Annotated in this window: 22 protein-coding genes and 5 tRNA genes; 7 read left to right on the top strand and 20 right to left on the bottom strand. The window is 47.2% G+C overall.

The genetic code is table 11. The annotated features are described in order from the left end of the window. Nucleotides 1-157 precede the first annotated feature (157 nt). Nucleotides 158-661, bottom strand: a complete 504-nt coding sequence (locus ACFSUC_RS04065; protein WP_379928215.1) for a GNAT family N-acetyltransferase — start codon at nucleotides 659-661, stop codon at nucleotides 158-160. Between the two features lie 152 nt (nucleotides 662-813). Here ACFSUC_RS04065 and ACFSUC_RS04070 point away from each other — a divergent pair, with 152 nt between their 5' ends. Beyond that, a complete protein-coding gene (locus tag ACFSUC_RS04070; protein ID WP_379928216.1) occupies nucleotides 814-1491 on the top strand; it encodes a stalk domain-containing protein in 678 nt (225 codons plus the stop codon). Between the two features lie 11 nt (nucleotides 1492-1502). Next, entirely contained in the window at nucleotides 1503-1832 is a 330-nt protein-coding gene (locus ACFSUC_RS04075) for a DUF2628 domain-containing protein (RefSeq protein ID WP_379928217.1), read from the top strand. A 32-nt stretch (nucleotides 1833-1864) separates the two neighbouring features. On the opposite strand, the gene ACFSUC_RS04080 is transcribed toward ACFSUC_RS04075, so the two are convergent. Further along, nucleotides 1865-2083, bottom strand: a complete 219-nt coding sequence (locus ACFSUC_RS04080; protein WP_379928218.1) for a type II toxin-antitoxin system HicA family toxin — start codon at nucleotides 2081-2083, stop codon at nucleotides 1865-1867. 186 nt (nucleotides 2084-2269) lie between these two features. Between ACFSUC_RS04080 and ACFSUC_RS04085 the strand changes: the two genes are divergently transcribed. Further along, nucleotides 2270-2401, top strand: coding sequence for a toxin-antitoxin system HicB family antitoxin (locus tag ACFSUC_RS04085; protein ID WP_379928219.1), 132 nt, complete (start codon nucleotides 2270-2272; stop codon nucleotides 2399-2401). A gap of 260 nt (nucleotides 2402-2661) precedes the next feature. Here the strand turns inward: ACFSUC_RS04085 and ACFSUC_RS04090 are convergent, their stop codons facing one another. From ACFSUC_RS04090 to ACFSUC_RS04120, 7 genes are all read right to left on the bottom strand, one after another. Then, entirely contained in the window at nucleotides 2662-3534 is an 873-nt protein-coding gene (locus ACFSUC_RS04090; RefSeq protein ID WP_379928220.1) for a DUF3800 domain-containing protein, read from the bottom strand. Nucleotides 3535-4571: 1037 nt separating this feature from the next. Next, nucleotides 4572-4654, bottom strand: a tRNA-Leu gene (locus tag ACFSUC_RS04095). Nucleotides 4655-4709: 55 nt separating this feature from the next. Further along, nucleotides 4710-4785: transfer RNA gene (locus ACFSUC_RS04100), tRNA-Lys, on the bottom strand. 10 nt (nucleotides 4786-4795) lie between these two features. After that, nucleotides 4796-4867, bottom strand: a tRNA-Glu gene (locus ACFSUC_RS04105). A 144-nt stretch (nucleotides 4868-5011) separates the two neighbouring features. Further along, nucleotides 5012-5100: transfer RNA gene (locus ACFSUC_RS04110), tRNA-Ser, on the bottom strand. Nucleotides 5101-5177: 77 nt separating this feature from the next. After that, nucleotides 5178-5253, bottom strand: a tRNA-Asn gene (locus tag ACFSUC_RS04115). 54 nt (nucleotides 5254-5307) lie between these two features. Beyond that, on the bottom strand, nucleotides 5308-5778 hold the full coding sequence (locus tag ACFSUC_RS04120) for a SprT family protein (RefSeq protein WP_379928221.1): 471 nt from the start codon (nucleotides 5776-5778) through the stop codon (nucleotides 5308-5310). A 95-nt stretch (nucleotides 5779-5873) separates the two neighbouring features. Between ACFSUC_RS04120 and ACFSUC_RS04125 the strand changes: the two genes are divergently transcribed. Together ACFSUC_RS04125 and cmpA are read left to right on the top strand one after the other, a co-directional pair. Continuing rightward, nucleotides 5874-6227, top strand: coding sequence for a hydrolase/acyltransferase (locus tag ACFSUC_RS04125; RefSeq protein WP_379928222.1), 354 nt, complete (start codon nucleotides 5874-5876; stop codon nucleotides 6225-6227). Nucleotides 6228-6373: 146 nt separating this feature from the next. Next, the gene (gene cmpA, locus ACFSUC_RS04130; RefSeq protein WP_379928223.1) at nucleotides 6374-6523 is read left to right on the top strand and encodes a cortex morphogenetic protein CmpA; all 150 of its coding nucleotides are present in this window, start codon (nucleotides 6374-6376) and stop codon (nucleotides 6521-6523) included. A gap of 69 nt (nucleotides 6524-6592) precedes the next feature. On the opposite strand, the gene ACFSUC_RS04135 is transcribed toward cmpA, so the two are convergent. From ACFSUC_RS04135 to ACFSUC_RS04155, 5 genes are all read right to left on the bottom strand, one after another. After that, nucleotides 6593-8830 carry a Tex family protein gene (locus ACFSUC_RS04135; protein WP_379928224.1) on the bottom strand — a complete coding sequence of 746 codons (2238 nt, stop codon included), beginning with the start codon at nucleotides 8828-8830 and terminating at the stop codon, nucleotides 6593-6595. 141 nt (nucleotides 8831-8971) lie between these two features. Further along, nucleotides 8972-9322, bottom strand: a complete 351-nt coding sequence (locus ACFSUC_RS04140) for a type II toxin-antitoxin system PemK/MazF family toxin (RefSeq protein WP_379928225.1) — start codon at nucleotides 9320-9322, stop codon at nucleotides 8972-8974. A gap of 4 nt (nucleotides 9323-9326) precedes the next feature. Further along, the gene (locus tag ACFSUC_RS04145) at nucleotides 9327-9608 is read right to left on the bottom strand and encodes a CopG family ribbon-helix-helix protein (RefSeq protein WP_379928226.1); all 282 of its coding nucleotides are present in this window, start codon (nucleotides 9606-9608) and stop codon (nucleotides 9327-9329) included. A 209-nt stretch (nucleotides 9609-9817) separates the two neighbouring features. Then, on the bottom strand, nucleotides 9818-10981 hold the full coding sequence (alr, locus tag ACFSUC_RS04150) for an alanine racemase (protein WP_379928227.1): 1164 nt from the start codon (nucleotides 10979-10981) through the stop codon (nucleotides 9818-9820). Between the two features lie 189 nt (nucleotides 10982-11170). Beyond that, nucleotides 11171-12208 (bottom strand): DUF4367 domain-containing protein, encoded by a 1038-nt coding sequence (locus ACFSUC_RS04155; RefSeq protein ID WP_379928228.1) that lies wholly within the window; start codon nucleotides 12206-12208, stop codon nucleotides 11171-11173. A 378-nt stretch (nucleotides 12209-12586) separates the two neighbouring features. Between ACFSUC_RS04155 and ACFSUC_RS04160 the strand changes: the two genes are divergently transcribed. Continuing rightward, on the top strand, nucleotides 12587-13018 hold the full coding sequence (locus ACFSUC_RS04160) for a LytTR family transcriptional regulator DNA-binding domain-containing protein (RefSeq protein WP_379928229.1): 432 nt from the start codon (nucleotides 12587-12589) through the stop codon (nucleotides 13016-13018). Between the two features lie 66 nt (nucleotides 13019-13084). Here the strand turns inward: ACFSUC_RS04160 and tuaD are convergent, their stop codons facing one another. Together tuaD and galU are read right to left on the bottom strand one after the other, a co-directional pair. Further along, entirely contained in the window at nucleotides 13085-14410 is a 1326-nt protein-coding gene (gene tuaD / locus ACFSUC_RS04165) for a UDP-glucose 6-dehydrogenase TuaD (protein ID WP_379928230.1), read from the bottom strand. A gap of 18 nt (nucleotides 14411-14428) precedes the next feature. After that, a complete protein-coding gene (galU, locus tag ACFSUC_RS04170; RefSeq protein WP_379928231.1) occupies nucleotides 14429-15337 on the bottom strand; it encodes a UTP--glucose-1-phosphate uridylyltransferase GalU in 909 nt (302 codons plus the stop codon). A 211-nt stretch (nucleotides 15338-15548) separates the two neighbouring features. On the opposite strand from galU, the gene ACFSUC_RS04175 reads away from it, so the two are divergent. Beyond that, the gene (locus tag ACFSUC_RS04175) at nucleotides 15549-16490 is read left to right on the top strand and encodes a cation diffusion facilitator family transporter (protein ID WP_379928232.1); all 942 of its coding nucleotides are present in this window, start codon (nucleotides 15549-15551) and stop codon (nucleotides 16488-16490) included. Nucleotides 16491-16540: 50 nt separating this feature from the next. Here ACFSUC_RS04175 and ACFSUC_RS04180 read toward each other — a convergent pair whose 3' ends face one another. The 4 genes from ACFSUC_RS04180 to ACFSUC_RS04195 all read right to left on the bottom strand — a co-directional run bounded on the left by ACFSUC_RS04180 (nucleotide 16541) and on the right by ACFSUC_RS04195 (nucleotide 19557). Then, complete coding sequence (locus ACFSUC_RS04180; protein WP_379928233.1) at nucleotides 16541-17203, bottom strand: thermonuclease family protein; 663 nt, start codon at nucleotides 17201-17203, stop codon at nucleotides 16541-16543. A 94-nt stretch (nucleotides 17204-17297) separates the two neighbouring features. Further along, a complete protein-coding gene (locus ACFSUC_RS04185) occupies nucleotides 17298-17723 on the bottom strand; it encodes an ion channel (RefSeq protein ID WP_379928234.1) in 426 nt (141 codons plus the stop codon). 101 nt (nucleotides 17724-17824) lie between these two features. Continuing rightward, nucleotides 17825-18424, bottom strand: coding sequence for a response regulator (locus ACFSUC_RS04190; RefSeq protein ID WP_379928235.1), 600 nt, complete (start codon nucleotides 18422-18424; stop codon nucleotides 17825-17827). After that, nucleotides 18421-19557, bottom strand: coding sequence for a histidine kinase (locus tag ACFSUC_RS04195; protein WP_379928236.1), 1137 nt, complete (start codon nucleotides 19555-19557; stop codon nucleotides 18421-18423). The genes ACFSUC_RS04190 and ACFSUC_RS04195 overlap by 4 nt, the downstream gene beginning before the upstream one ends. Between the last annotated feature and the right edge of the window lie 55 nt (nucleotides 19558-19612).

The raw sequence follows: 19612 nt of genomic DNA on the forward strand, positions 1-19612 counted from the left end.
AATGTCTCCGATGACGTACCGCCAAATGCTCGCAAATGCAGCATAAAATGGACTCCGTGATTGACGGAGCCCAATGAATACAGTTTTATTATTTTATCTGTCTACTTGACGGGGAGCAGTTCAGACACACTCCCGTGACAGGCCTATTTGTTTCCACCTATATGAGTTTATAGTAAATGACGGTTGCATCCAGCTGACCGCTACTCGACAGAGCAAAATCCGGAATTTTCCCCGCTTCCACATAACCCATCTTTTTGTATAGGGTGTTAGATGGATCGCCTTCTCTCGTATCCAGAACGAGCAATGAACGATGATGCTCACGCGCAAGCTGCTCGGCATGTTGCATAAGCAATTGACCAATCCCTTTTCTGCGATACACAGGATGTGTCATCAGCTTGGCTATTTCAGCGCGGTGTCTGCCATTTTCCTTCATGCAAAGCTGTACTTGCACGGTTCCTGCTAACTGCTGCTCCATATAAGCTACTAAGAAGATAGGTGCTTCATTTTGCACCTCTCTCCAATACTGTTGAGCCGCAGATTCGGCCAGTGGATGGAGAAATCCGATAGAGGCCCCATTCGCTACCGTCTGAATGAGCAAGTCAGACAAACCTTCCAGATGAGCAGTCATCTCCTCTACCCGATAAATCACGGGTGCACACATCGAATCACTCCCTTGTTTACCTGTCATATCGCTATTATAGCATGGAATAATGTCCCCCATTCGTCCCCAGCAAATATACCGGAAACAGAAGCAGGAAATTGTAAAACTTTGACGAATCTCTTCCATGGTATAAATATTGGGAGGGATTTGCTTTGAAGAAGAAAATTATCATTACTGCTTTATCTATTTTCACTCTTATGGCCGTTTTTGTTGCAGGAGTGTTTGCAGCAAGCAGCGGCCTGACCCTGATCGTCAACGGTAAGGTTTCCAATGCTGAGACGAAAATCATCGATGGCTCTACATACGTCCCACTTCGTGCTGCTGCCGAAATGCTCGGAGCTGATGTGAAATATGATGCTTCGACCCGCACCGTTACGATTGTCGGAAAAGATACTTCAGCAAACTTAACCAGTGACCTCAAAACATTCAACGTAAATGTAAACGTAACAAGCGGGCCGATGAAACTCAATGTATCTAAAGTAACATTCGATCCAGCCTATAGAGAGTATAGCTTTTCTGCAGAAACACAGCCCGTGATTATCCTTGACGTTACTGCAGAGAATACTTCTGATGAAAAACTTACCTGGTATGTTGATCAATCTGACATGGTCTTGAATACGAAGGAGCAGATTGAGGATACTTTGATGTCGGATTCAAGGGTTACTTCTGAATTTAATGGTAAAGTAGTGAAGAAAGGTATTGTCGTATTTCCTGTAAAGAACAGTCACTTCAAGGACATCACCAGCATGAGATTATTGCTCAAGTATGTAATCGATAAAGATTTCAACCGAGTTGCGGATGAGACCGAAACTGAGATCATTTTAAAATAGAGGTATCAATCATGAGAGTTATATTGAAACATTATCAATCTGGTCACGAGATTATTTGTAAAAAAGGTTTCTCTTGGACAACGTTTTTCTTCGGGCCATTTGTGCCCATATTCCGGGGCGATCTCAAATGGATGATCATCATGCTTATCACAGATATTCTTGTTGGCATCTTTACAGTGGGGATTGGGATGATCGTGACATGGATTATCTTTGCAAGTGTGTACAACAATCGATACATAGTAGATTTAGGTAAAAGAGGTTATCTTGAGTCAGAACGCTCTCCTCTCTCGATGCCTGCTGGGGAATATCGAATTAAGCCAGAAGGAAAAAGATTTTTTTAGCGCATCCAAAAATGGATGGACTTTTTTTATGTTCATTGGTCGAATTTCGATACTTTATATGATACTACGGAATATGGATGGAGGAACTCACACGAGTCCCCAATCCTTTCCAATACGTCTTTGACGTATACCGCCTTGACCGGATGTTGTCTCGGTATGGTGATCACCTCACCTTGAGCATTTCCTAAACTATGATGAGAGCCTTTGGTTCGATCTGGCATGTATCCGTTATGTTCAAGGTGGAGTGACAACTCCCATTCCTTACCCTAGTTCTATCCTTATCTTTAAAATGTAGAAAATAAAAGTATAAAATACTACATGGATTTACCCTACAACATCCAGATCAGAGCGATCGAGGAAGCCTACACGATGACTCGAAATGCCATGAAGGGGTACATCGAAACCAAGCTAGCTCATGCGATGATATTCCTGAACCTATGGCAGATGAAGAGTACAGCGGGAAATTTGTCCTGCGCCTTCCAAAAACACTTCACAGGCAGCTTTCAGAAAAAGCCAAGCATGAGGGTGTGTCATTGAATCAATATACATTGTATAAGTTGAACAAGTAAATCTATACCCCACTTGGCCTATTAGCTGAGCGGGGATTTTTCATTCTTCCAGGTCCAGTATTTTAACAATTTGAAACCACTTACCATTCACTTGCACCCTGTCGAGTTCTACCCTCTTCGTGGTTCAAATTTGCTGTTAACCTTTACGTAAATCGAACATTTGTTCTTATAAAGTGTTTACAATAATTAAAAATAGTGTATAATAGTTAGCGAGGGATCGGGTTTGACCCGATCGTCCGCCCAGTGCAATACTGTGGCGGTTATTTTTTTGGAAAAACCTTTAGACCCCATCCATAGTAATTGGGATACCTATAAAACTTATTCTCGATTAAATTAAAAATTTGGTTTTTAGAAGCCCATCCTTCTTTAACCTGTTTGTGAATGAAGTAAGAAATAATATCTGCATATTCAAGTATTACGTATGACTTTTTATCATCGTGGATTGAAGACCATTTTGGGTTAAAATAAATTCCTGATATGTTTTCGAAATGACTCTTAGGATTGTGATAGTTACCGTTGTCTAACAAATACTTTATATCTTGTAATAATCTATAATCCTCCTTAAAACCTCGTGACTCCAATAAAACAAAACCCTTTTTGTTAAGTTCATTAAGTCTATGGCAAAATCTTTCCAAAACAAATTCAAGAGATAATTTATAAGGATGAATAGGCGAAGTTTTATATGTTTCGTTATCTCTATATCTATTATAAAATTCCACTTTATTAACTGAGCATGAGATAATCCTTGTTTTTGAAAGCTTTATCGCATCAATTAATTCCATGAAGAATTCATCATAATTAACTAAATTAAAAGGAGAGTTCCTTTTCCTGATTTCTTTATTATGAAAACATACTCTCTTTAAACTGTTCCCATACCTACACACCCCCTCTTTCCAATATTTGTATTTTATCGTATTCATCGATTCAATTAGCTCTGTATGAGTTTCTCGCGTATGTACAATGCCCGTTAAAGTAAGTTGAGTGTGGTTTTCATCTGGAACAACGCCTTTCCTAACACATCTTTTAATGTACTTTATATCGGGTGTACCACACTCGTCTATACCAAGTATAAACTCTGAATCATTTGGCCAATATTCAAGGATTGTTGGTCTTTTCCTCCAATCTATAATCACTCTCACTACTCCCTTTTTAAAATATCATCTCTTTAATACTACAATCTATTAACTAGCATTCGCAATAAAAAAACTCCATCAGCCGAAGCAAATGGAGTAGGGGCTTATTTTGAATCGTATTCTTCGCGCCACTCCACAAACAGTTTGCGGCAAGACCCATCAGGATACCTACAAGTATCGTCTGCTTTTGATCACTTGGAGCCACCTAAACAATGCTGGCCACGATCCCTAGTTCGAGGGACAGCACCTGGAGCAGCCGGAACCCGACTCCGAGCTGCTTGGCCAGTTGAACCAGGTGCCACGATGATCCGAACAATCGTAATATCGTTTACTTGAAATTCCATCTCATTTTCCAGATTGTCTATCACCATGAACCGAGACGATGGAGACTCTTTATACTAGGTGCGATGATTGGAGGTTGTAGACGCGACAAACTACTGGGGATTGAATGACTAGGTGTGTTTCAAGGGTAAAACGATCGGAGTCAAGAAAAGCATCTCCCTCACAGAGAACAGCAAAGCAGTCGAAAAGTAGCCGAAGTCAAAAACTCGAAACGCACCTTCGACATGCCAGCCTGGTACTTGCTAGAGTTAGAGATTCACAAGATAAAATGGGGACTAGAAAAGAAGCAAATATAGATGTTGAGAAGTTGCAGGGCGAAGATCGAGAGTATGTATCTCATTCTGGATCAGTAAAAACCATTCTATCGCACGTATCCTTCTGAATGGTGGAGTACATTGATAAGAGACATGCTCTGAAAAAGGTGAGATTCCATGATCTGAGTAATTCCAGCGCAACCCTTCTCATTGAAGCAAGAGCATCAATGAGAGCCATACAGAAGTGACTAGGGCACTCCAAACATCAATCCACAGCCGACATTTATTCGCACATCACGATAGATTAGCCGAGATGCAGTTGAAAAATCCGATAAATTTGCTCCTCGTCCCCAATTAATGAAAACAATACGCACGTTCCCATCTATATCAGATCTCTATGAATAGCAAAAAGCCCTTGCTGTGCAAGGACTTTCGTCTGTATGCGGTCGAGAGGACTCGAACCTCCACGGGTATACACCCACTACCCCCTCAAGATAGCGTGTCTGCCATTCCACCACGACCGCACATATGCAATTGGCTTATATCCTTCTCTGCATATTGTATGCAGAAGATATAAACTGGTGAGCCATGAAGGACTCGAACCTTCGACACCCTGATTAAAAGTCAGGTGCTCTACCAACTGAGCTAATGGCTCTTGATTAAAGTGACCCCTACGGGATTCGAACCCGTGTTACCGCCGTGAAAGGGCGGTGTCTTAACCGCTTGACCAAGGGGCCTTGGTTGCTTCATGTCGTTTTTAGCGACAAGAGATATTATAGCAAGCTGATTTGCATTTGACAAGCTTTTATTTTTTCCAGCTCTCAAGCCTGCAATTGCCCATGAAAAAAGCCGCTTCACGCAGCTGAAACCATACAATCTTATGGCGGAGAGAGAGGGATTCGAACCCTCGCGGCTGTTACACCCTAACGCTTTAGCAAAGCGCCCCCTTCGGCCTCTTGGGTACCTCTCCAACTGAGCCTGGCAACGGAACATCCGATGCGTAACCAGCCAATAACCAACTGTATGTCTAAGCTGTAAAAAAAGAAATGGCTCCCCGAACAGGACTCGAACCTGTGACAACTCGGTTAACAGCCGAGTGCTCTACCAACTGAGCTATCAGGGAAGGACAAGAAATAATGTATCATGAAATGGGTGCCGAGTCAAGCATCCGTCTCTTTCATGATTCTGGCAGTTTAGCCAGGGGGATTTCCTTCAATTTCCCATTGCAGCCCCCGCACACATACTTGAGTAAATTGACTTTGCGGCGCCGATAAAAGCTTGTCCCGCATCCCTTGCACTGGTATTGATACCGCATGGGTGCGGGCTGTCTCGGCTTGACGGGTCTGCAATAGCGCGTACCGCCCACTTTCTGCAGCCATTCCTTGAATTCAGGATCACGATGCCGGTAGCCCCGTTTGAGCAAATGCAAGTGGTAGTGGCATAACTCATGCTTGATGATTTTCTCCACTTCCCCATCCCCGTGCACTTCATACTGCTTCCAGCTAATTTCAATATGATGACTGTGTGTAAAGTATCGCCCACCTGTAGCGGTGAGTCTGCGGTTAAAGGTAGCCCGGTGGCGAAAGGGAAGGCCGAACCACTTCAGCGAAATGTCCTCCACCCAGGCTTGCAGTTGTTCATTGTTCAAGCCTCTACCCCCCTTTGTCTTGAATTATGACGGACACATCAGGTAAACTGTCAAGTAGAAACGCGCGACAGTCAGAGAGGAGTACATAATCGAATATGCAAACATTCAGAACGGTTATTTTTCAAATAGGAGCGGGCATCGAATTCGTACAAATGCCTGCTACCCATGCGTATCAGTTAAGTGCATTGAATGTGAGGTTGCAAAAGGAAGTCAGCAAGCTGACCGCCCAAAACGTACCTACCCTTCCAACCCTGATTGCGGAGTGCGATGCGCTGGAGCTGCATGATCCACGTTATCCGCTCATCTCTGGTCTGGACTATATCAACCAGCTAGAGGAAGCATTCTCCCGCATCGAAGAGAAATCCTATCCACTCATTTCCCTGCTGACCGAAATTCGAGCCTTGCAGGCTCAGCTTGAACAGTGGTATGAGGAAGAGAACGAGCAATAATCGACGTTTTCCACAAAAAAGCAGGATCGGACCTGCACAACTTTTGCCCATGTGACGTATGATAGGAGTACCTTACGATATTGCACCCGGATACTGCGACAGGCATGTGCACGGCAGGCAGGCTGCAATAGAAAGGAGCTCATATCATGCCGAATTGGCTTTGCAAGCAGTTGGAGCATGCATACCGGATGAAGAACCTCAGGCAGATTAAGCTCTTGAATGACTGCTGGTTCTTCTACCGTCTTTCCTCACAGGTTTCACAGGTGGAAAATCATCACGCTACCCCTCAAGGTTAATGGAATGAACTCGGGCTTTCACACGTCGTCGTGCTCTCGGAACCATCACCGGGAGCATTTTTCTGTAGGTTAATTCCGCTGCTTCATCGTGAGGCTGACTCGCCCCTTCTTCTCATCCACTGCCAATACCCAAACGGTGACAACATCTCCGACGGCCACGACATCCATCGGATGCTTCACGAACCGGTCGCTCAGCTCGGAAATGTGGACCAGACCGTCATTTTTCACTCCGATGTCTACAAATGCACCGAAATCAATCACATTCCGCACGGTTCCTTTCAGTTCCATACCCGGCTTCAGATCCTCCAGCTTCAGTACGTCGGTTCGAAAGATCGGGGCTTCCAGTTCCTCTCGAGGATCTCTGCCCGGACGCATCAGGCTGTCTACAATATCCCGCAAGGTCGGGACGCCGACTTCCAGTTCCGCTGCCATTTGCTCGAGTGACAGGCTGGACAGCTTTTGCTTGAGCGCTTCACTGCCTACATCGCTAACCTTTACCTGCAACATGGCAAATAATCGATCTACAACCGGGTAGGATTCCGGATGAATCGGCGTGTTGTCCAGCGGGTTGTCTGCCCCTGGCAAGCGCATAAAGCCAATGCATTGCTCATACGTCTTCGCCCCAAGCCGCGGTACCTTCTTTAATCCGTTTCTGCCTGAAAACCTGCCATGCTCTTCCCGATGTTTGACAATATTTTTGGCCGTCGTGGCATTGATGCCGGATACATAGGACAGCAAGGAAGGAGAGGCCGTATTCACATCAACACCAACATGGTTAACAGCCGACTCTACGACGCCTTTCAACGATTCCTCCAGTTTCTTCTGAGAGACGTCATGCTGGTATTGCCCGACACCAATCGACTTCGGATCAATCTTCACCAGCTCAGCGAGCGGGTCCTGAATCCTTCTGGCAATAGAAATGGCACTGCGTTCTGCCACGTCCAGCTCAGGGAATTCCTGTTGGGCCAGTTTGGAGGCTGAGTATACACTGGCGCCGGCTTCATTCACAATCAGATAGTGCAACGATTTCTTGTCACTGCGTTTCTGTATCCAGGACGCCACGAACAATTCAGTCTCTCTAGAAGCCGTCCCGTTGCCGATCACAATCAGATCAATCCCGTGTTTTTCAGTCAGTGCCGTGAATATGGTCTCTGCTTCTGATATCTTGTTGTGCGGCGGAGTGGGATAGGTAACGGCAATGTCCAGCATCTTGCCTGTTCCGTCCACGACAGCCAGCTTGCAGCCTGTCCGGTAAGCCGGGTCCACACCCAGCACGGTCTTGCCATGTACAGGTGGCTGAAGCAGCAAGCTTCTCAAATTTTCCGAGAAAATCTGTATAGCCTGTTCTTCCGCCTTTTCTGTCATTTCCCCACGCACTTCCCGTTCCACAGATGGCGCAATCAGACGCTTGTATCCGTCCTCTATCGCAGCTATGATCCATGATTGAACGGGTGATTGCCCTTTCAGCAGCCTTCTCTGTATGTGCTGGTATATGCGGTCTGTCTCTACTTCCAGTCTGACCTTTAGGACTTCTTCACGCTCTCCCCGGTTAATGGCCAGAATGCGATGCGGCGGCAATTTTCGCACAGGCTCTTGATACTGGTAATACATTTCATATACCGATTCAGCTTCCGCATCTCTCGCCTCGGTATGCAGCTGACCGTTCTGATAGGTGTAAGTACGCACCCAGGCACGGATCTCTGCATCATCTGATACCTGTTCGGCAATAATATCAGATGCGCCTGCCAGTGCATCCTGAACGGCAGGCACATCCCCGTCCTTCTGTACATACTTGGCTGCCTCTGCCTCCAGATCAGCCTGCCTGTGCTGCTCCAGTATCCACAAGGCGAGGGGTTCCAGTCCTTTTTCCTTGGCCACACTCGCTCTTGTTTTACGCTTTTGGCGGTACGGTCTATATAGATCCTCGACGAGCTGAAGCTTCTCAGCCGCGAGGATCTGCTGCTTCAATTCATCGGTCAGCTTGCCTTGCTCGGCGATAAGCCGCATGACTTCCAGCTTGCGATCCTCCAGACCTCTGAGATACTGAAGTCTTTCCTCAATGGTTCTGAGCGCTGTCTCATCCAGCTCGCCTGTCATCTCTTTGCGATAACGGGATATAAATGGAATCGTATTTCCTTCATCGAGAAGCTGGACAGCGGTACGGACCTGTTGGACCGAGACACCGGCATCCGAGGCGATCTGCTTCCATATGCGTGTTTGTTGTCCCTTTCGCTGCTGTTCATTCATTTCTACTGTGACCGGTTGTTCAACGGCCTCGCTCTGGTTTTGACTTGTTGGTGCGTTCATTGCGGCTCCTCCTGATTCTGATTGTGTATGATGATGAAAAAAAAGACTTCCATTCTGCGGCGCACCGTGTATCTGAGCGTGCCGTTGCAGATGAAGCCTTTTTCATGCTGTATGCCCTGTATCCGATTTACTGAATGATGACTAAAAATCAATTAAACCCATACTAATTTGCAGGGCATCATCTACTTTTTTCATGGTCTCATCGTCTAAATGCGTAATTTTATCTGTCAGCCTTTGTTTGTCGATTGTTCGAATTTGTTCCAGCAGGATGACCGAGTCCCGGTCAAATCCGTGCATTTTCGCATCAATCTCGACATGAGTGGGCAGCTTTGCTTTCTGGATTTGCGCCGTAATGGCAGCAACAATAACCGTCGGGCTGAATCGATTTCCGATATCATTCTGAATCACCAGGACCGGACGCACGCCTCCCTGTTCAGAACCTACGACGGGTGACAGATCAGCAAAAAAAACATCACCACGTTTTACAATCAATCGCTCACACCCCGCTAACTAAGCGGTCAAGAGTCAGATCCGCTTCTTCCTCCGCATAAAAAGCCTCTGAAGCCATATTCAGGTTGATCTTGGCCATTTCCATATAGCCTCTTTGCATCGTTTCACGAAGCACTCTTTTTTTGCGCTCCAGTAAATACACCTTCATGGCTTGTCGAATAAATTCACTGCGGTTGGAGTTTTCCTTGCGTACAATTCCGTCTACTTCTTGAAGCAGATACTCAGGCAAGCTAATCATAATCCTTTTGGTGTTGTTCACATTTGTCACCGATTCGCACCCCCAAAACATTTCCACGCCCATACTACCATTATGACGTAAAGCATGCAGTTTTATACAAATGCAGTATATGTGCATCGTATATCCATTATGCTATACGATCATCCGCTCTACCGCCATCACTCTCTGATATCCTAGACATATATATTCGCCTTCTCGTCGAATATTCCTCTTTTTCTGCCATAATTTTTAGCAGGAATTTAATGTAATAGCGGGTTCACAATTTGATCAATCTGCCCCTGCCGGATATATACTCTCGGTACACGGTTGGAAACCATGCAGGTCACTTCATAGTTAATCGTGCCCAGGTGATCCGCAATTTCCTCAACTGGAATGGAAGCATCCTGCTGAGAGCCGAACAGCACAACTTCATCCCCCATTTGAATATGGGAGAGACCGGAAGCATTGGCCATACATTGATCCATACAGATATTTCCGACAACCGGTATTTTTTGACCGTGAAGCAAGACGTGCGCCTGATGGGAGAGCATTCTGGAATAGCCATCACCATACCCTACTGGGATGGTCACAATTTGCTCATCTGTTTGCGTCACATAGGTTGAGCCGTAGCTGATTCCGCTCCCTTTCGGCAATACCTTCACCATCGACACCCCGGATTTATAGGTCATAACCGGCAGCAGATGAACGTTCGTTCGATCTACTTCCTGCGATGGGTACATGCCATACAAGCTGACTCCGATCCGAACAGCATTGAAGGAAAGCTCAGGTGTATCTATCGCCGTTGCACTGTTTCCGGCGTGAATCCAGGGAAAATGAATGTCCTGCCTGGCATAATGGCTAACAATCTCGTTGAATCTGGCATGCTGCCCATGTGTGGCGGTTTTGTCCCGATCATCCGCACTGGCATAATGCGTAAAAAGTCCTTCCACCTCAAGGGCTGGATTGGATAAGGCCTGATCAATAAAGCGGATTGCCTGCTCCTTCTCATGCAGTCCAATTCGTCCCATTCCACTATCGATCTTCACATGGACACGCAGCGGTCGGGGCAAGGTGATGTTTTCTGCTTCATTTAATAAAGCCGGGTCATACATAGACAACGCAATATCATGTTCGGCTGCCAGTCTCAGCCCTTCTGCAGGCGTATAGCCCATGACAATAATGGGTACATGTACCCCATGCTTGCGCAATTCAAGTCCTTCATCCAAAATGGCCACACATAGTGCATCCACGCCAAGCGATTGCAGTTCCCTCGCGATCGGAACCGCTCCATGACCGTACGCATTCGCCTTGACCACACCCATCAGCTTCATATCTGGGGGAAGATGGCGGCGAAATTGTGCGACATTGTGTGTAAGGGCATCCAAAGAGATTTCGACTCGCGTCGGCCGAAAAATCGAGTCCACCGAGATTCACCTTCTTCTAAAAATCAGGATGCGATATCCTCCCGATAATTTTGTCAATAAGCTCTATGTTAAAGGGAACCTCGTGCGCTGTCAATGCAGGAACACAGACGGAACCATACCTTGGCAACAAGGTGATTTTTCAGCCTGACGCTGTTCGAAACTCGGCATCTTTGCCGCGATATGAAAGGATTACTTGCCCATCTGACCTTGAACAGATTGAGCGATCTTCATCATTTCCTCTTTCGGCAAGTTGCCAGAAGACAAACGAAACTCCACGCCTTCATCGTACCAGGTAAGCATTTTATAGCTGTCACCGGACAAAATGCCGATCGTATAGCCCAAGTCGATGATCTCACCTTGCTCACTGCTTACCGGATGGTCCGTTGGATGGGATTCTACAATGGTATATTGATAGTCTCCGCTATATTGCAGCATGACGGCCGTACCATTGCCAAATTCAATATCATGCACCCCGTCATGAACCACTCCCGCTGGAGTATAGGCAGGCATCCGTACCCCGAAGGAAGCAGGTGCCTCCCCCGCATCACCTTCCCCTTCCGTCGCCATCGTCGGAATGGATTGCAGATGATAGCTGGTCATATTGCGCTGCATGTCAAAGGAATCGGCTTCGAACGACTTGTTGAATTCAAATTGGTCGAATTGTACTTCCACAAGCACCTGATTGTTGGCATCGGCGACCTCGACTCTTTTCGGAGCATAGCTTTTCTGATCGAGCCAGATTTTTTGTCGAACCAACGCATGATTCTGGTAGTTGGCATTCACATCAAATACATAGGATTTGTTCTCTTTATCCAGCACAAACTGCCGCTGTTCATCCTCCAGTATGCTGGCTGCCAAAGTCTGGAACAGATACACCTGACCTTGATTGCTCGGCCAGTCGCTCTGGAAACGGAAGCTTTTCTTCAAATGCGGTGTTAATACATAGACACCTTCATCATTGCGGAGAACAATTTGGGTAATGTCCTTTTCCATATTGGTCAGGGCGATGCGATAATAATGCGGTTCCTGATAGGAAACCTCTACCCCGTACCGCTGCGGATTCTCACCCATATTGAGCGTCATCACACCGGCTCCATAATAACTGTTCAAATCTTCTGAAATTCCTTGCAAGTCACCCACTACATCATTTGCCGATTTGCTACCACAACCCGCCATAAAGACGGAAGCGCAGATCACAAGAGCCAGCAGCACCGTGATTTTACGCATATCATCATCCCCTCTTCACCAAATTGTTCTAGACTGATACATGTCTATGAGGGAACTTGGACATTTATGCAGACTGGCATGACGAGCTTTCATAATTGGAAAGTATGGTGGGTGTATAGTGTGCTCGGGGATGCCTGGACACGAAGTAAGGCGGAAGGATCGTTGGGTGAAGAGCAATGAGAATGCTCTAGTATCACAGAATGTTGGAGCATCGAGGGATGATTTACCTGTTCTTCTAATTTCGGTGAGGAAATCTGAATATTCCTTGCATCAATACGTGAACTTCTCTGACACTGGCAGGGAATTCGATGAAAATCCTTGATTGATTCTACTAAAACACGTTAAAATAAATGTATATAAATCTTTGGAGTGAGAATGATGCATATACCTGTATTGAAAGAGTTAGAGAATGGCACGACTGAACTGGTCATGCTGGATCTGAACGACGTCATTTACATATGCCTTGAGCGCCGCAACATTCTCTACCACACGGAGAACGAGCAATTCTGGCATATCTCAACGTTGTCGGATTGGGAAGAGCATCTCTATCACCGCGGCTTTGAACTGACGGACAAAACCAATCTCGTCAATTTTAATCGGATTAAGAAAATGGACGGCAAGCAGGGCAAGATTTATTTTGACGAGCATCCATCAGAGCAAAGCAAGTATGCCACCATTGCATTCATTAAACAAAAGCTTTATAACAAAAAAATCGCGCGCGTCATTGCAAATAACACGAACAAAAGTCTGGAGATCAAGGTCGAAAAGGGCACATCTGCCAGCGCTGCTGAGGCACAGGAAGATTATTGATGCAAAAATCCCCGGAAACTGGCTCTCCGAGGATTCTTCCTGAATAGGTGTCTCATCTGGTTCCTGTCAGTTGTCTTCAGCCTGCTCAACCACCGGTCTTCCAATGGAATGATAGATAAATCCGTGCGCTCTCGCTTCTTCAAGTGAAAAACAGTTCCGACCATCGATGATCACAGGGGCTTGCACCAGCTCCTTCACCCTGTCCAGATCAAGTTGCTTGATCTCATCCCACTCCGTCAGGATCAAAATAGCCTCTGCACCCTGAATCGTCTCCTCCAACCGGGTGCAATACTCGATTTTATCCCCGAAATGCACCACAGCCTCTTTGGAAGCTATCGGATCAAATGCTTTAACCCTTGCCCCTTTGCGCAGCAACGCCGGAATAATCTGTAGAGACGGCGCATCTCGCATATCATCTGTATTCGGCTTGAACGCCAGTCCAAGTACAGAAAGCTGCCTTCCCTTCAAAGGACCCAGTACCTGTCTCACCTTCTCCACGACAACCTCACGCTGCTCATCATTCGTACGGATGACAGATTTCATCAGATGAAAATCATAGCCTACCGAATCTGCAATATGGACCAGCGCATGCGTATCCTTTGGAAAACAAGACCCCCCATACCCAATGCCAGCCTGCAAAAACCTTGAACCGATCCGGCTGTCCATGCCCATTCCTTTGGCCACTTCTGTGACATCCGCACCTACCCGCTCGCAAATGTTCGCCACGGCATTAATAAAGGAAATCTTGGTCGCCAAGAAGGTATTGGAGGCATACTTGATCATTTCTGCACTTTCCAGCGAAGTGATCAAAATATCCGTTTGGAATGGCGCATGCAAATCTGCAATCCACTGAGCGGCTTTATCGCTGGTAGCCCCAATTACTGCACGTTCCATATTCATGCAATCGCGCAGTGCGGATCCCTCACGCAGAAACTCCGGATTGGATACCACATCAAACGTTTGGGTAGTATCTGACAGGTAGCTCTGCACCACACGCTGAACCAGTCTCCCCGTCCCCACAGGTACGGTACTCTTATTGACGATCACCTTGTATGCGTTCAAGTTCTCGCCAATGGTCTTGGCCACTTCTGTGACATAACGGAGATCAGCCGCACCCGTCACGGACATCGGCGTCCCAACTGCAATATAGATAATGTCAGCTTCCCGGATAGCGGATGGGATATCGGTCGTAAAATACAAGCGCTCCTCAGCCACATTTCGGGCAACCGTTTCCTCCAGCCCAGGCTCGTAAATCGGGATGATCCCTTGTTTCAGTTTATTGATTTTTGTCTGGTCGATATCGCAGCAGGTCACGTGATTTCCAATCTCGGCAAAGCAGGTTCCCGATACGAGTCCTACGTATCCTGTTCCAATCACCGTGATTTTTCTCATCCACACTCCAACCCTTTCTTATTGATCTCTTTGAGGCGATACCAGTTGGTTCGCTTCATGATCTACAATCGTTTTTATGTATTGAAGAACGTCTTCCCTGAGATCGGCTCTTTGCATGGCGAAGTCGATGGTGGCCTTAATAAAACCGAATTTATTTCCTACATCATAGCGGCTCCCTTCAAACGCATACGCATAGACGCTGGTCCGCTGATTGAGTTCATTGATGGCATCGGTCAGCTGAATTTCTCCACCTGCTCCGGGTGCCTGATTTTCGAGAATGTTCAAGATTTCGGGCATCAGTATATAACGGCCCATGATGGCAAACCGGGATGGCGCTTCAGCCGGAGACGGCTTTTCCACCAGCTTCTCCACTTCCAGCACCGATTCGTTCGACAACAGATCCTTCGGCGCCACGATGCCGTACTTCGATACTTCTTCCGGTTCCACCACCTGTACACCGACAACAGAGGTCTGAACCTGCTCATACACCTGGATCAACTGCGACAGGCAGGGTTGTCTGGACTGTACGATGTCATCGCCAAGCAAAACGGCGAAGGGGTCATTTCCGATAAATTTGCGCGCACACCACACCGCATGTCCGAGTCCTAGAGGCTCCTTCTGACGAATATAATGAATATTGGCCAGCTCAGAGATAGATTGTATCATCTCCAGTTCTTTCTGCTTGCCCTTTCTCTCGAGAGATTCCTCGAGCTCAAACGACTTGTCAAAATGATCCTCGATCGCCCGTTTTCCGCGACCGCTGACAATTAAGATATCTTCGATGCCAGATGCGACTGCCTCTTCAATAATGTATTGAATCGTAGGCTTGTCCACAATGGGCAGCATTTCCTTCGGCTGCGCCTTGGTAGCTGGCAGGAAGCGCGTCCCTAGTCCCGCTGCGGGAATGATCGCTTTTTTAATGGTCACACGGTTTCCTCCGTTTCATCGGTATAAAGGATAAAGACAGCGATGCATGACATTTGTGCTTTTACTTTCCTCATTTTAACATAGCCCCTCCATGACTGAAAGCATGAAGCCGCTTGTCATGAAACCTCTTCCTGTGACACAAGTTACAGTACCGTTGTGCGATATTGATTACGATAAATAACAATCGTGTACATGGAGGGGGATAAGGAAGATGTACGATTATCATCATCTTCGGCATGAAAAACAGCAGAGCCGCTCAAAGAAGGCATTATGGATGACGCTGGTGCTCACTGCATTCTTCACTGTGGTCGAAATGGTTGGAGGCATCCTTTCCCATTCGTTGGCCTTGCTGTCAGATTCGGCCCATATGGTCTCCGATGTATTTGCATTAGGATTAAGCATGACCGCCATTTATTTGGCTGCCAGGCCCCCCAATGCGAGATTCAGTTTCGGTTTCCTGCGCTTTGAAATTATTGCATCCTTCCTCAATGGTTTAACTTTATGCATCATTTCCATCGGTATTTTTGTAGAAGGCATACGCCGATTTTTCTTCCCCGAAGCGATTGATCTCCGTCTAATGCTGATCATTTCCAGTATCGGATTTGTCGTCAATCTGGTCTTAACCCTGGTACTCAGCCACAGCATCCGGGAGGAGAACAATCTGAACGTTCGCAGCGCATTGTGGCATTTTATCGGAGACCTACTAAGTTCAATCGGGGTCATCATTTCCGCAATCCTGATCTATATAACGGATCAGGTATGGCTCGATCCGCTCGTCAGCCTGTGCATCGGGATCATCATTTTTACTGGAGGCGCGCGCATCACGCGGGAAGCCTGGCTGATCCTCATGGAAGCCGTCCCCCAAAAGTATGACCTGGATCAAATCAGGGCTGCGCTGGGAGCGATTGAAGGGGTAGAGGATGTTCATGAACTGCATCTGTGGTCCGTCTCGACCGATCATGAATCTCTGACAGCCCATCTATTCGTGCATGAACACATTCAGCCTTATTGTGTCATTCTGGCTGTAACGGAGAAAATGAAGGCTGAATACGGCATTGAGCATGTGACCGTACAGGTGGAGCATGCTTCCCTGCATCCGCATGGCGCATATGGTAAAGCATTTCTGCAACATAAAAAAGAAGGGGCCCGCTAACAACGGGTCCCTTCCTCCTCTTATGCCTTAGCTAAGTGGCATATTTCAATTTATTCACAGGCGATGCCGTCCCCGTCCCGATCCAGATGTTTGCCATATCCGGCATCCCCTTTATACAATGGCGCTGCATCCGCACTTCGTGCCTCCTTGCAGCTGCGATAGGAGATGTTGCTCTTGCTCGGGATGGGGTCATTCTTGTCTGCGTCCTCTACAAAGCCTTGTTCCGATACATAATTCTCCAGGCTCCAGATACCTGCTTCCTTACGCTGGGCCTCACGTTGTATTGCCCGAAACGGATCGACATACTTGACATTGGGCGGATAGATATATGCAACCCTGGCCAGTCCCTGCTCCAGCAGCATCTCGTTGAACATCCGATGCTCATCCAGCCACATATAGACGAGCAGACGGCCATACTTGTCCCGCTCAGACACATCCAGTTCCAGTCTGACTTCCTTGCCCTCCAGCATATCTTTGGCATAGGCAGAAGCCTCCAGTCCAAATGGCTGAACCGGCTTGTTCGGATGAACCGATTCAGGGGTATCGACAAGCAGCAGACGCACGGTCTCTTCCTTGCCATCGACCATCACCTTCATCGTATCTCCGTCCACAACCCGAGTCACAAGCTGGGTATTGCCATCCATCCCTGTCTGGGTTTGCTGACAGCCTGTCAGCAGCAGCAAAAGGCATCCAAGCCACAACCATTTTCTCATGATGTTCATTACGTCCTTTCCAATCGTGGCCTATCGCGCCTTGTCGTTCCCGATCGCGCCTTCTCGTTTTCTGACTTTCCTGACCGATTCTATTTTATCCTTGTTCCTGCTTGGATGAGGAGGTCCCTGAATACGTATCATGCAAGGCTTTCATAAAGGTAGCTGCCGGCAGAAGCATGCCGATAAGTGCCTCAACCATGGCAAAAAATCGAGTGGCGCCAACAGGCAGCATATCTCCGTAACCGACAGACAGCAGGGTTTCTCCACTGAAATACAGCAAGTTCATGAAGCTGGGATCTACAGGCTTACGGGAAGACAGACTCTCCACCAGAATGACGCCTTTAAGCGACATCAAATAATAGAGCACAGCAAAACTCAGCATTACGATAACCATGACCACTACCAGTTTCATGAACATCGCAAGGCTGACATAGCTTTTTCGGTATGCTCGCTTTTTCATAAAATCAAACAGCGAAAAAAAGAACAATCCCAGGGTAATGCCAATTAACCCTACATACATCCGGTCATTCCTCCCATTCCCTCGAGCATAATTTCTTTCTATGTTTGTAAACCGGAGAACCGGCTACGAAACGAAAGAAACATCCCCTGGAAACGGAGCATTTATTTAAACCAGCCTTTTTCCCTGTACCGTTTTACGGCTTCAATGCGGTTCCCAACGTCCAGTTTGTCCAGAATAACGGAGATATAATTTCGGACGGTTCCATTGGTTAAAAACAGTTCGTTAGCGATTTCCTTTGTGTTTTTGCCGTCCGCAATCAGCCCGAGCACTTCACTCTCCCGTTCAGTGAGCGGGTTGCTCTGGCTGTAGGCCTCATCGATCAGTTCCGGTGCATAGATCCGCTGACCAGCCATCACCTTCCGTATCGAGCTGGCCAATTCCTCACTCGGGCTGTCCTTTAGCAAGTAGCCATGCACCCCTGCCTTGACGGCCCGCTCAAAGTATCCTGACCGCGCGAAGGTCGTCAGAATGATCACCCGGCAGTCGATGCTTTTCAACTCTTCTGCCACATCCAGTCCAGTTCTCCCCGGCATTTCAATATCCATCAGACAAATATCGGGCTGGTGCTGGTGAACCAGTTCCATGACATCTTCCCCGTTGTTGGCCCGAGCGACCACCGTCATATCCTCTTCCAGATCAATCAAGGCGGCCAGCGCTCCCAGCAGCATCTTCTGATCCTCTGCGATTACAATGCGAATCATGGCTTACCCTCCGCTCCCACTTGCCTCACTGTGTTGGGCACCCGAATGTGGATTCGAGTCCCTTTTTCCGAGATGATTCCCAAGCTGCCATTCACAAATTCCAATCGTTCCTTCATCCCTCGAAGCCCGTTGCCCCGGGACTGCTCCACTGGATCTGCAATGCCCACTCCGTTGTCCTTCACTTCGAGCAGAAGCTCGGTGCTTGATGACTGAATCATGATCGAGCAAGTGGTAGCTTTGCTGTGCTTGACGACATTCGTAACCGCTTCTTTCAGTGCCATGCTGAGTACATTTTCCGCAATCAGGGAAGTATGTTCCAGCCTGGGATCTCCTTCGATCTCCCATTCAATGTTGGCTGCATTCAGCATCTGCTCTACATTTTGCAAGGCATTCTCCAGTTTGACGCCTCGCATTTGGGTCACGATTTCCCGCACTTCTTTCAGTGCCGTGCGAGCCGTCCACTGTATATCTGCCAGCTCTTGACGCGCCTGGGAGGCGTTCTTGTCGATCAGCTTGCCCGCCAGATCACTTTTGAGCCCGATCAAGGAAAGCTTGTGCCCCAGCGTATCATGCAAGTCTCTGGCAATACGCTGCCGTTCTTCCAGCTTGACCAGTTCGGAAATTCGCTTGTTGGCGTCTTCCAGTTGACCCTGCAGCTTCTCTTCCTTGTTTTTATTATATGTGCTTACCGGAAGCAGGATGACCGCGATCAGGCTAAGGAAAACAAAGGGAAGCTGTGTAATGATCACGGAATTATCTGTCGCGAAGCCATAGTTAATCGTAAAGGCGGTGCTTGTAAGATGAATAAAATAAAGGGTGAAAAATACGGTCTTGTTTTTCAGGTTTCCAATCAGGAAGGCCAGAAACAGGGAGAAGTACACGTACCCGAACAGTAAGCCCATGGCGGTGGAGATGGCAATCTGCACACTCGTCCACAGATAGATCGTCCATCCCTTCGATATAAATGACAGCACATAGGCGACAAAAAAGGCCGTGATCATGATGATGCCGCTGGCAATCGTAATAGCGGAAGCGGAATGGAAGATAAAATAGAACGGCAGGATATAGAACACAACCCACACATAGGGGCTAAGTCCCGTATGCTTGCGCAGTTTCTGACTCCAAGTTTGCATGCTGTTCATCCTTCCCCGGCGTTCCTGTTACGCGTCCGATCCTGATTCGTGTTGC

The organism is Marinicrinis sediminis, assembly GCF_042685085.1.
In the GTDB taxonomy this organism is placed as follows: domain Bacteria; phylum Bacillota; class Bacilli; order Paenibacillales; family KCTC-33676; genus Marinicrinis; species Marinicrinis sediminis.

Excerpts from the sequence above, each read along its gene's own strand:
- ACFSUC_RS04065 (WP_379928215.1), bottom strand. The coding sequence starts at position 661 with ATGTGTGCACCCGTGATTTATCGGGTAGAGGAGATGACTGCTCATCTG.
- ACFSUC_RS04075 (WP_379928217.1), top strand. The coding sequence starts at position 1,503 with ATGAGAGTTATATTGAAACATTATCAATCTGGTCACGAGATTATTTGT.
- ACFSUC_RS04085 (WP_379928219.1), top strand. The coding sequence starts at position 2,270 with ATGGCAGATGAAGAGTACAGCGGGAAATTTGTCCTGCGCCTTCCAAAA.
- ACFSUC_RS04125 (WP_379928222.1), top strand. The coding sequence starts at position 5,874 with ATGCAAACATTCAGAACGGTTATTTTTCAAATAGGAGCGGGCATCGAA.
- cmpA (WP_379928223.1), top strand. The coding sequence starts at position 6,374 with ATGCCGAATTGGCTTTGCAAGCAGTTGGAGCATGCATACCGGATGAAG.
- ACFSUC_RS04135 (WP_379928224.1), bottom strand. The coding sequence starts at position 8,830 with ATGAACGCACCAACAAGTCAAAACCAGAGCGAGGCCGTTGAACAACCG.
- ACFSUC_RS04155 (WP_379928228.1), bottom strand. The coding sequence starts at position 12,208 with ATGCGTAAAATCACGGTGCTGCTGGCTCTTGTGATCTGCGCTTCCGTC.
- ACFSUC_RS04160 (WP_379928229.1), top strand. The coding sequence starts at position 12,587 with ATGCATATACCTGTATTGAAAGAGTTAGAGAATGGCACGACTGAACTG.
- tuaD (WP_379928230.1), bottom strand. The coding sequence starts at position 14,410 with ATGAGAAAAATCACGGTGATTGGAACAGGATACGTAGGACTCGTATCG.
- ACFSUC_RS04175 (WP_379928232.1), top strand. The coding sequence starts at position 15,549 with ATGTACGATTATCATCATCTTCGGCATGAAAAACAGCAGAGCCGCTCA.
- ACFSUC_RS04180 (WP_379928233.1), bottom strand. The coding sequence starts at position 17,203 with ATGAGAAAATGGTTGTGGCTTGGATGCCTTTTGCTGCTGCTGACAGGC.
- ACFSUC_RS04185 (WP_379928234.1), bottom strand. The coding sequence starts at position 17,723 with ATGTATGTAGGGTTAATTGGCATTACCCTGGGATTGTTCTTTTTTTCG.
- ACFSUC_RS04190 (WP_379928235.1), bottom strand. The coding sequence starts at position 18,424 with ATGATTCGCATTGTAATCGCAGAGGATCAGAAGATGCTGCTGGGAGCG.
- ACFSUC_RS04195 (WP_379928236.1), bottom strand. The coding sequence starts at position 19,557 with ATGCAAACTTGGAGTCAGAAACTGCGCAAGCATACGGGACTTAGCCCC.